Source organism: Pseudarthrobacter sp. R1 (genome assembly GCF_024494415.1).
GTDB lineage: Bacteria > Actinomycetota > Actinomycetes > Actinomycetales > Micrococcaceae > Arthrobacter.
In genome coordinates this window covers 252,220-262,241 of sequence record NZ_JAMKFI010000004.1, presented here as the reverse complement: position 1 = coordinate 262,241, position 10,022 = coordinate 252,220, and the positions used below count along the sequence as shown (strand labels likewise).

Sequence of the window (10,022 nt, the reverse complement as noted above, 5' to 3'; positions counted from 1 at the left end):
TGTGCACGATGCGGGCCAGGGAGTTGTTCTCCGCGGTGCTGGTGACTTCGACTTCCAGCGGCCCGGTGCCGTTGATGGCCCCGGCGTAGACATCGCTGCCGGGACCGGCCTCAACGGGCACGGATTCACCGGTCAGGGCAGAGGTGTCCAGCGAGGTGCGGCCGGTGATAATCCGGCCGTCGGTGGCCAGCCGTTCACCCGGGCGGACAACCATCCGGTCCCCGGGAACGAGCTCGGCCGGGTCAACGGTGACCTCCGCCCCGCCGCGCAGGACTGTCGCTTCGGCCGGGACCAGGTCCAGCAGGGCACGCAGGCCGCGCCGGGTTTTGGCCAGCGAGTATTCCTCCAACCCCTCGGAGATTGAGTAGAGGAAGGCGAGCATCGCCGCTTCCTCGTACTCGCCCAGCGCGACGGCGCCGACGGCGGCGATCGTCATCAGGGTCCCGACGCCGATCTTGCCCTTGGCCAGGCGCCGCAGGGTGGAGGGAACAAAAGTCCATGCAGCGACCAGCAGCGCCCCGATTTCCAGGACCAGGCGCAGCCACTCCGGGCCCCCGGTCAGGGACAGGATCCAGGCGGTCAGGAGCAGCACACCCGCGATTGCGGCGGCCCGGATCTCGTTTATCTGCCAGAAGCCGACCGCTTCCTCGGCCTCTTCCGCCGCGGTTTCGGGCTTGTCGTCGCTGCAGCCGCAGGCGTCGCTCATCGGGCGTTCTCCTTCGTCAGTTCCACGTTTGTCAGTTCGGCGCCGGTGCTTCCGGTGCCATAGTTTGGGCACAGGCTGACCGCGTTGCCGGTCGCGGCAAGCAGGACCTCGGCCTGGGCAAGCATGTCCATCAATTCCGGACGGGACAGCGAGTAATAGACGCTGCGGCCCTGCGCGCGGCCCTCGACCAGGCCACAATCGCGCAGGCATGCCACGTGCGCGGACACGGTGGACTGGGCAAGGCCCAACTCCCCGGCCAAGTCCCCCACCCGGATTTCTCCGGCGGCCATCCGCTTCACGATGCTCAGCCGCGTCGGGTCGCTCAGGGAATGGAACAAAGCCGCCGCGGGATCCAGCTGGCCGCAGTCATCGGCCGTGCCCCCAGGTTGTATCGTCATACGGCGATTATAGCGTAAAGCAGTGATGTTATCGACGAAAAGCTGTTACTGCAGGTCTTCGGCTTGTCCTTCCTGGGCTGCGCCCGGGCCAGGTTCCCTTACCCCAGCTTCAACGACAACGACGGCGGGATCCTGCTGGCCCTGGCAGACCACGTCCCGCCGCGCGCCGTCCCCACAACCCTCGTGCTGGACAAACACGGCAAAGTCGCTGCCCGGGTTCTTGGCCTTGCAGAGAAGGGCACCCTCAAAGCTCTCATTAGCAGTGCGCTCAGCGAATCCTGAAAAGATGGGGCAGGGCCCCGGGCCAACGGGTCATGCAAGTGACGCGATCAGGGGCAGGGCTTTGTCGCGCTGACCTACCCGGTTCTCAAGCCCTGGCCTAGACTCAGGAAACACCGCCGTTTCCGGGAGAACGGGAGATCCGAGTGACTGCACAATTGCCCGACAGCTCGCTGGCCCTGCTGCGTGAGGGATACACCTTCATCTCTGCCCGCTGCGACGAGGCCGGCACCGACCTGTTCCAGACCCGCCTGATGCTTCGGCCCGTCGTCTGCATGAGGGGCGCGGCGGCGGCGGAATTTTTCTACGACGGCGGACGGTTCAGCCGCGCCGGTGCCCTGCCGCGTTCAGCCAAGCATTTGCTGCAGGATGCGCAAAGCGTCCAGACCCTTGAAGGGGCCGATCATTACCGCCGCAAGCACCTGTTCCTGGAACTGGGCAGCCGGGACTCCGCCGGGCACCTCGCGGACGCTTTTGACGCTCAATGGCACGACCCGAACCACGGCCTGCCGGTAGGGCGGCGGTTCGATCTGCACACCGAGGTCCGCCGGCTCCTCACGGCGGCCGCCTGCAGCTGGGCCGGCCTTCCCACCGACGCACCCACCATCGGCAGACGCAGCAGGGAACTTGGGCTGATGATCGACCAGGCCGGCTCTTTCGGGCCGGTGAACTGGTACGCCCGCTGGCGCCGCCGCTCCACAGAAAAGTGGGCCACGAACGCCATCCTGGCTACCCGCTTGTCCGCGCCGGACCGGGCGCCGGCGACCCCGGTGGAAGCTATCTCCTTCCACCGCGACAACACCGGCAAGGAACTGCCCCCAGATATAGCAGCGGTGGAACTGCTGAACCTGCTCCGCCCGGTCGTGGCCGTCAGCAACTTCATTGTCTTCGCCGCCCTCGCCCTCACACAGCACCCGGACTGGAAAGACAGACTCAGTAACGGTGATGATCACGACCTGCACTGCTTCGCCCAGGAAGTGCGCCGTTACTACCCCTTCTTCCCCTTCGTCAGCGGCACCGCCACCGGAGAACTCGAATGGTCCGGGCACGCCTTCAAGCCCGGGGACTGGGTCCTCCTTGACCTGTACGGCACCAACCACGATCCACGAACCTGGGCGAACCCGGAAAGCTTCAACCCAGAACGCTTCCGCAGCTGGCAACCCAACCCCCACACCCTGATCCCACAAGGAGCAGGCGACAAAGAAACAGGCCACCGGTGCCCAGGAGAAGACATCACAGTGGAACTGATCAAACGGGCCATCCGCGCCCTCGCAGCCGCACCCGACCTGCAGGTACCCGCACAGAACCTCAGCTTCAGCCTTTCCAGCCTGCCCGCCCTCCCCAAGAGTGGCTTCATCATCGACCCTGCACCTCCCCGACGACGCTAAACGGCAACAGCAAGGGAATCTGAACCAGCTGGCACGGATAAGGGACTGCGCGGCTGGCTCGTAAACGGGCTGCCCGGCGCCTCTGCCAAATGCCGCATGGGCGATCGAGTCGAGCTAGCAGATGGCTGATGAACCCCCTGGAGACCCCTCAGGCGCTCACGCTATGCAACGGCCGCCGTCGGCGAGGCCGGTGGCTAAGAAACACCCTCCACATCGCGGCTACCCCTTGCGGTTCGCTTTCCCCTGCGACTATTTTGAAACGAATCAGAAAACGGTTTCTCCTCTGCTCCCTAGTGGGCCGCGATGGCCGGCGGTCCAGGCACGAAACCGAAACAGCGGAAATAAGCCCAACAGAATTGGACACGATGATTGAAAATACGCTGGTCAGGTGGATCGACGGCGACGCCCCGGCACAAATCAGCAGCGGCACCACCTGGGGTATGCCGTTTCCACGCGGAAAAGTAGCGGAGGCTGCGGAACTCCGCGTCCGTGATGCGGACGGCAATCCCACCCCAAGCCAGGCCTGGCCACTTGCCACCTGGCCTGACGGTTCGCTCAAATGGGCGGGGTTGGCGATCCCTGCCACCGACGTTTCCTCCGAGGCGTACGAAGTAACGGCCGACGGCGGGTCCTCACCCGCCCAAGCCGGCCTCCCGGCGTCGGACGTCCCCAGCGTCACCGTCACCGAAACGGCGGAAGCGTTCACGGTGGACACGGGCGCGCTGCAGATGGTGATCAACCGCAGCGGTTCCCACCTTTTCAGCAGCCTTACCCGCGGCGGAACCGAAGTGGCCCGGGATGCCCGCCTGGTCAGCCTCCTGCAGGACAGCATTCCTGAGGAGGCCGGCACTGCCAGCCGGGAAGCCTTCACCGGCATGGTCACCGTCGTCGTGCTTGAACAAGCTGGTCCCGTTCGTGCGGTGGTCCGGCTGGAAGGACACCACAGCCCCGACACGGCCGGCAGCGGCAGGCGCAGCTGGCTGCCGTTCGTGGTGCGGTTCTATTTCTACGCCAACGCCCGCAGTGTGCGGATGGTGCATTCGTTTATTTGGGATGGCGACGCCGAGCAGGACTTCCTGGCCGGGCTGGGCGTTCGGTTCGCAGTACCGTTGGAGGCCGAGCTCCATGACCGGCACGTCCGGATCGCCGGGGCCGACGGCGGATTCCTGGTTGAAGGCGTGCGCGGACTGACCGGCCTGCGCCGGGACCCGGGCGAGGAGGTCCGCCGTTCACAGGTGGAAGGCCGGCCCACTCCGCCGCTGGCGGAATGGAACCCGGAGGTTTCGGAGCGGCTGCACCTGATTCCCGCGTGGAATGACTACACGCTCACGCAGCTCAGCGCAGACGGCTTCGAACTCCGCAAGCGCACCGGCGCCGGCCACGCCTGGGTGGGGATCTCCGGCGGAACCAGGTCGGCCGGTTTCTGCTCGCTGAGCGATACCCGCGGCGGTTTCGGCGTGGGCATCAAGGATTTCTGGCAGTCCCACCCGGGCCAGCTGGACATCCGCGGTGCAGCCACCGGCGAGGCGTCCATGACCGCCTGGCTGTACTCCCCCGAGGCACAGCCCATGGACCTCCGCTTCTACCACGACGGCCTCGGCCAGGACACCTTCGAGGAACAGCTCGAGGGGCTCGAAATCACGTATGAGGACTACGAGCCGGGCTTCGGCAACGCCACCGGGATAGCCCGCACACATGAGTTAACTCTCTTCGCCTACGAGGGAACGCCCGCAACGGAAAGCCTGGCTGCGGATGCTCACGCCGCCTCAACCCCGGCCCTGCTGCAGGCCACCCCCGAGTACCTGCACTCCGTGGGCGTCTTCGGCGATTGGGACCCCGTGGACCGCAGCACCCCCGCCCGGGCCGAACTCGAGGACCACCTGGACTTCCTCTTCGACTTCTATGCCGGGCAAGTGGAGCAGCGCCGCTGGTACGGCTTCTGGAACTACGGCGACGTCATGCACACCTACGATCACGACCGGCACGTATGGCGTTACGACGTGGGCGGCTACGCCTGGGACAACTCAGAGCTCTCCCCCGACCTGTGGCTCTGGTATTCGTACCTGCGCTCCGGAAGGGCGGACATCTTCCGGTTCGCGGAGGCCATGACCCGGCACACCGGCGAGGTGGACGTGTACCACCTGGGGCCGTGGAAGGGCCTCGGCTCGCGCCACAACGTCCAGCACTGGGGCTGCAGCGCCAAGCAGCTGCGCATCAGCACGCCCGCCTACCGCCGCTTCTACTACTACCTCACCGCGGACGAACGCACCGGGGACCTCCTCACCGAACTGGTGGACAGCGACCAGAACTTCCTGGGCCTGGACCCGGTCCGCAAGGTTCGGCCCGACGCTGACACCTACCGTCCCAACCGGAACGCACTTGGCGTGGGGCTGGGCACGGACTGGGGCTCACTCGCCGCCACCTGGCTCACGGACTGGGAACGCACCGGCAACCCGCGCTCCCGCGACCGCCTCCTGGGCACCATGGCGGACATCGGCGCCCTCAAGTACGGCTTCCTCACCGGCGAGGCCCTGTACGACCTGGACAAGGGACGGTTCGATACCGGCCGGGAACTCATCCAGGTCTCACACCTCAGCGCAGTCTTCGGCCTGGTGGAGATCTGCAGCGAGCTGGTGGACCTGGTCCCTGATCCCGAGTTCGAGCGGGCCTGGCTGCAGTACTGCCGGCTCTTCCTGGCCACGAAAGAGGAGCAGGTGGAGTCCGTGGGCCAGCCGCTGGCCGGGATTTACCTCACCCAGGCACACAGCCGCCTCACGGCGTACGCCGCGGCCCGGCTGAACGACCCGGAACTGGCGGCCCGGGCCTGGGCGAGCTTCGCTGAAGGCGGGGAGCACCTGAACCACGAATCGGCCTTCACGCTGCGGAAGATCGAGCCGCCGCAGGTGCTGCTGCCCGTGGACGAGGCACCCACTGTCTCCACCAATGACGCCTCCCAGTTCGGCCTGGCGGTCATCCAGAACCTGGCACTGATCGGCAACCACCTGCACTAAACCACCGGGTTCCGATCACGACGGCGGCACCCCGGCGGGCGAATTCCACTTGACGCCAGGTGCCGCCGTCGTCCGTCCCCTCCCCATGGTGGTTGGGGGCTTCCGGCGGGACTATCGTAAAGCTACTGATGACCTCAGTTTTCTCATCAGATTCGGTTCAGTCAAAGGAGACATGATGAGCACGAAAGTGGAGAAACGGATCGTGGTGGATGTGCCGGTCAGCACGGCCTATAACCAGTGGACGCAGTTCGAGGATTTTCCGCACTTCATGAGCGGCGTGGACAGCGTGACCCAGCTGAGTGATGACCGGCTGAGGTGGGTTGCCCACATCGCCGGCGTCCACCGGACGTGGGAAGCCAAAATCCTCGAGCAGGTCCCGGACCGCAAAGTGGCCTGGGCGTCCACCGAGGGTGCCACGAACTCCGGCACGATCGAATTCCGGGACCTCGGACACAACAGGACCGAACTGGCACTGACGCTCGAGTACCAGCCCGCAGGCGTGGTGGAGAAGGTGGGCAACCTGCTCCACGTCGTGGGCCGCCAGGCCGAGCACGACCTGAAAAAGTTCAAGGAATTCATCGAACACGCGGGCCACGCCACCGGGGCCTGGCGGGAGTCCATTCCGGGGACGGCCACCGGAGCAGCGGCAACAACCACGGCGACAGCAGGGACAGCCGAGGCAACCGCAGAGGCTACCGGAGAGCCGCGGCCCTACAACCGGTTTGAGCACCCGTTCGACCAGACCGGCGGCCTGGTGGACTTCGAGGGCGAGTCGGACGAGACAGCCGAAGGCGAGAACTACAGCTCCACTGCACGGCGGAATCGCCATAACGGGGAGGGAATCCCGCCCTACGGCAACCTTTTCGGGCAGCCCTGACCAGCCCTTCTGCACCACGGACCCTACGCGCCCGTTGCCGCCGTCGTTGTTCCTTGCTCTGGAAACCAGCCACCCGAAAAGGTATGTTGGTAAGCATGCTGATGATTTTTACCGATTCATCAGCTTCCGGTAACACAGCGAAGGAGACGTTATGAGCACGAAGGTGGAAAAACGCATTCTGGTGAACGTACCGGTAAGCACCGCTTACAACCAGTGGACCCAGTTCGAGGAGTTCCCGCACTTCATGGGCGGCGTCAAAAGCGTCACGCAGCTCAGTGACGACCGGCTGGAATGGGTGGCCGAGATCGGCGGCGTCCGCAGGCAGTGGGAAGCCAAGATCCTGGAGCAGATCCCCGACCGCAAAGTGGCCTGGGCCGCTACGGAAGGCGCCACGAATGCCGGCGCAATCGAGTTCGAGGACATCGGCGGCGGCCAGACCTCCCTGCAGCTGACGCTTGAGTACGAGCCCGAAGGCATTATTGAGAAGGTTGGCGACAAGCTCAACGTCGTAGAGCGCCAGGCAGAGGCAGACCTGCAGCGGTTCAAGGAATTCATCGAGGATGAGGGCTACGCCAGCGGAGCGTGGCGCGGCAGCGTCAGCTCAGGGGCACCTGCAGGCACGCCCGGGGTCGAGGACGCGGCAGGATCGCGCGGCGACTCAGGCAAGGCGGGCATCTCCGGCAAGGTAGCCGCAGGCCTGGGTGTGGCCGCGGCAGCCGGTGCAGCAGCAGCCATGGCCGCCGGCGGCAACAAGGACACCACTGCGGCTGCCGATGAAACAGTAACGCCAGTGGTTCCCGGCGAGCCGGTCACCGTTACGCCCATTCCGGTGGACACAACGACAGACACTACAAGCACCGGCACCACAACGGGCACGACGGCGGCAGCCGGCTCCACCGGTTCCGTCGCCGACCTGGGCGATGACAGGATCGGCCACGCCTTCGATCAGACGAACGGCCTGGTGGACACCACCGGCGAGTCCGACGGGACCGCCGAAGGCGAGAACCTCAGCGCAGGGGAACGCCGCGACGACGACCGCGGGCCCGGCGACGGCCTGCCGCCCGTCCCCGGAATCGGCCAGCGCGGCTAGCCGGGGCTAACCGATGCTGGAAACTGACTGAGGCTTTCCGCTGAGGCAGGGCCCGGCGTCGGACATTCCGCACTAACGAAAGCGCCGCCTACCTCCTCTCGGAGGCGGGCGGCGCTTCGCTGTTCTGGTGCTACTGGTCCGTGCCGGCGTACTTCACGGACGGCGCGGCCGGGGTTTCCATACCCTCACCAATGAAGAAGCTCGGGTGCGGCGGCTGGTTGTACGCGACGCTTTCGCGTGCCACGCCCGTCCGGTACATCGGGTCATGCATGAGGGTGCGGAGCCGGACCTCGGTGGGCGAGGTGCTGGTGTAGATCCGCAGCTCGGTGCTGTCCGACGACGGGAAGGCGAGTTCCTCGCGCCAGTCACCCAGGAGGTCCGCCTGGAGCGACGGGTTGCCCTTGGTGCCGTTGTTGGTCCTGGCGCCGGCAGCCGTCAGCAGGCGGTCGCTGGTCTCGGTTTCCCAGTTCCACTTGGAAATGGTGGGCACACCCACCTGCGTTGCGGCATCGAAGTCGTGGTCCACGGTCTCGCGGAGCAGGTCACCGTCCCACCAGGCCATGAAGTTGGCAGCCGGGATCTTGTTGGCAATCAGCTCGCCCTTGGCCGAACGAAGCTGGCCTACCGGGGAGTTCCACGCAGCGTCCCCGCCAACAGCCCAACCCTCAGCACCGGCGTAGCGGGGATCAATGTCCCCGGCGGCGCCGCGGCCGGTGTCCCGGGTGGCGGGAATGCTCCAAAGGATCTCGCCGGTAGCGGCGTCACGGAAGGTGGCGCCACGGTTGCCGCTCTGGCTCATGCTCTCGTGAACGGCAAAGGTTTCCAGGCCCGGGCGGGACGGATCCAGGTCGCTGGTGTGGATGGCGTCGCCGTGGCCCAGCTTCGTGTTGTACAGCGGCTTTCCGTCGTCGTCGATGGTCATGGAGCCGAAGACGAACTCGTCCTTGCCGTCCTGGTCCACGTCCGCAACAGAGAGGTTGTGGTTGCCCTGACCCTTGTATTCGGGGCCGGCGGTGTCCGAGTCGAACGTCCAGCGCTTCACCAGCTTGCCGTCCACCAGGTCATAGGTGACCAGGACTGTGCGGGTGTAGTAGCCGCGGCTGAACATCATGGACGGCCGCTCGCCGTCAAGGTACGCGACGCCCGCCAGGAAACGGTCCACACGGTTGCCGTAGCCGTCACCCCAGGAGCTGACGTTGCCGCGCGGAGGATCGTAAGGCACGGTGTCCATGATGGTGCCGGTGGCGCCGTTGAACACCGTAAGGAACTCCGGCCCGGACAGCACGTAGCCACCGCTGTTGCGGTAGTCCGCGGCGGGGTCGCCGATCACGGTTCCGGCCCCGTCCTTGGTGCCGTCCGCCGTCTTCATGGATACTTCAGCCTTGCCGTCGCCGTCGAAGTCGTAGGCGAGCACCTGCGTGTAGTGCGCACCGGCACGGATGTTGCGGCCCAGGTCGATGCGCCACAGCTTGGTGCCGTCCATCTTGTAGGCGTCAACATACACGTTGCCCGTGTAGCCGGACTTCGAGTTGTCCTGCGCGTTGGAGGGGTTCCAGAGCTGGACGATCTCGTAACTGCCGTCGCCGTCCAGGTCAGCCGTGGTGGCGTCGTTGGCCGTGTAGGTGTAGGGCTTTCCGTCCTTGCCGACGCCGTCGGCCGGCTTGTCCAGCTTAATGGCGAGGTAGTTCTGGGCCAGCGGGGTGAACTCGGTGCTGAGCTTGTCCTGCCCGTTTCCGTTGCCCACGGTCTTGATGACGTACTTCGAGTCTGCGGTTCCGGCCGGGTCGACGTAGGTGGTGGTGTTCCGGATGGGCTCATCGGTGAGCTGGACGCCGTCGCGGATCACGTGGAAGCCGACGCTGTCCTTGTCCAGGCCCAGCATGCGCCAGCCCAGGGTGACGCCCTGGTCCGTCAGTACAGCCACAGGTGCCCGGTCCAGGTTCTCCACCTGGCGCTGGAGCCCTGCCTTGCCGGACTGCCCGGGTGCGGTACTGGGGTTTGCCTGGGCCAGGGGCACGCCTGTGAACGCCAGCGCGGCGGCCGTGAGCGAGGCTGCCGCCGCCAGCGGAGCAGCTTTCCAGGCGCGGCCGGCCCGGGACGGACGGGAACATTGTGAAGGATAGAGCAAGAGAACATCTCCTTTGATGCGGCGGCAGCTGAGACTGCCGCACGACAGTTTGGAACGTTTCACTGATCGTCAGCCGGGGCCCCATTAGGGAAAGTGGGGCTTGGCTGGCGACGCGCGGAAAACGCTTTCTGCCCTACTGGTTTAT

The 10,022-nt window shown here is 65.9% G+C and carries 7 protein-coding genes and 1 pseudogene; 5 read left to right on the top strand and 3 right to left on the bottom strand.

What is annotated here, in order from left to right; all coding sequences use genetic code 11:
* Positions 1–706 (bottom strand): P-type ATPase (locus M8J71_RS04295; RefSeq protein WP_441338911.1); only part of this gene is annotated, 706 nt, incomplete at its 3' end.
* On the bottom strand, positions 703–1,104 hold the full coding sequence (locus M8J71_RS04290) for an ArsR/SmtB family transcription factor (RefSeq protein WP_256246752.1): 402 nt from the start codon (positions 1,102–1,104) through the stop codon (positions 703–705). The genes M8J71_RS04290 and M8J71_RS04295, both read right to left, overlap by 4 nt.
* 99 nt (positions 1,105–1,203) lie before the next feature.
* Here M8J71_RS04290 and M8J71_RS04285 point away from each other — a divergent pair.
* From M8J71_RS04285 to M8J71_RS04265, 5 genes and pseudogenes are all read left to right on the top strand, one after another.
* Positions 1,204–1,386: pseudogene (locus M8J71_RS04285) on the top strand (TlpA family protein disulfide reductase); the annotation flags it as partial.
* Between the two features lie 143 nt (positions 1,387–1,529).
* Positions 1,530–2,771: a cytochrome P450 gene (locus tag M8J71_RS04280; RefSeq protein WP_256246751.1), complete on the top strand. Its 1,242-nt coding sequence runs from the start codon at positions 1,530–1,532 to the stop codon at positions 2,769–2,771.
* A gap of 365 nt (positions 2,772–3,136) precedes the next feature.
* A complete protein-coding gene (locus tag M8J71_RS04275) occupies positions 3,137–5,782 on the top strand; it encodes an exo-rhamnogalacturonan lyase family protein (protein ID WP_256246750.1) in 2,646 nt (881 codons plus the stop codon).
* Positions 5,783–5,957: 175 nt separating this feature from the next.
* A complete protein-coding gene (locus M8J71_RS04270; protein ID WP_256246763.1) occupies positions 5,958–6,659 on the top strand; it encodes an SRPBCC family protein in 702 nt (233 codons plus the stop codon).
* Between the two features lie 151 nt (positions 6,660–6,810).
* On the top strand, positions 6,811–7,749 hold the full coding sequence (locus M8J71_RS04265) for an SRPBCC family protein (RefSeq protein ID WP_256246749.1): 939 nt from the start codon (positions 6,811–6,813) through the stop codon (positions 7,747–7,749).
* A gap of 130 nt (positions 7,750–7,879) precedes the next feature.
* Here M8J71_RS04265 and M8J71_RS04260 read toward each other — a convergent pair whose 3' ends face one another.
* Entirely contained in the window at positions 7,880–9,877 is a 1,998-nt protein-coding gene (locus M8J71_RS04260) for a rhamnogalacturonan lyase (RefSeq protein ID WP_305478359.1), read from the bottom strand.
* Between the last annotated feature and the right edge of the window lie 145 nt (positions 9,878–10,022).

What these genes read in the sequence shown, in the direction of transcription:
- M8J71_RS04290 (WP_256246752.1), bottom strand. Translation starts at nt 1,104, where the DNA reads ATGACGATACAACCTGGGGGCACGGCCGATGACTGCGGCCAGCTGGAT.
- M8J71_RS04275 (WP_256246750.1), top strand. Translation starts at nt 3,137, where the DNA reads ATGATTGAAAATACGCTGGTCAGGTGGATCGACGGCGACGCCCCGGCA.
- M8J71_RS04270 (WP_256246763.1), top strand. Translation starts at nt 5,958, where the DNA reads ATGAGCACGAAAGTGGAGAAACGGATCGTGGTGGATGTGCCGGTCAGC.
- M8J71_RS04265 (WP_256246749.1), top strand. Translation starts at nt 6,811, where the DNA reads ATGAGCACGAAGGTGGAAAAACGCATTCTGGTGAACGTACCGGTAAGC.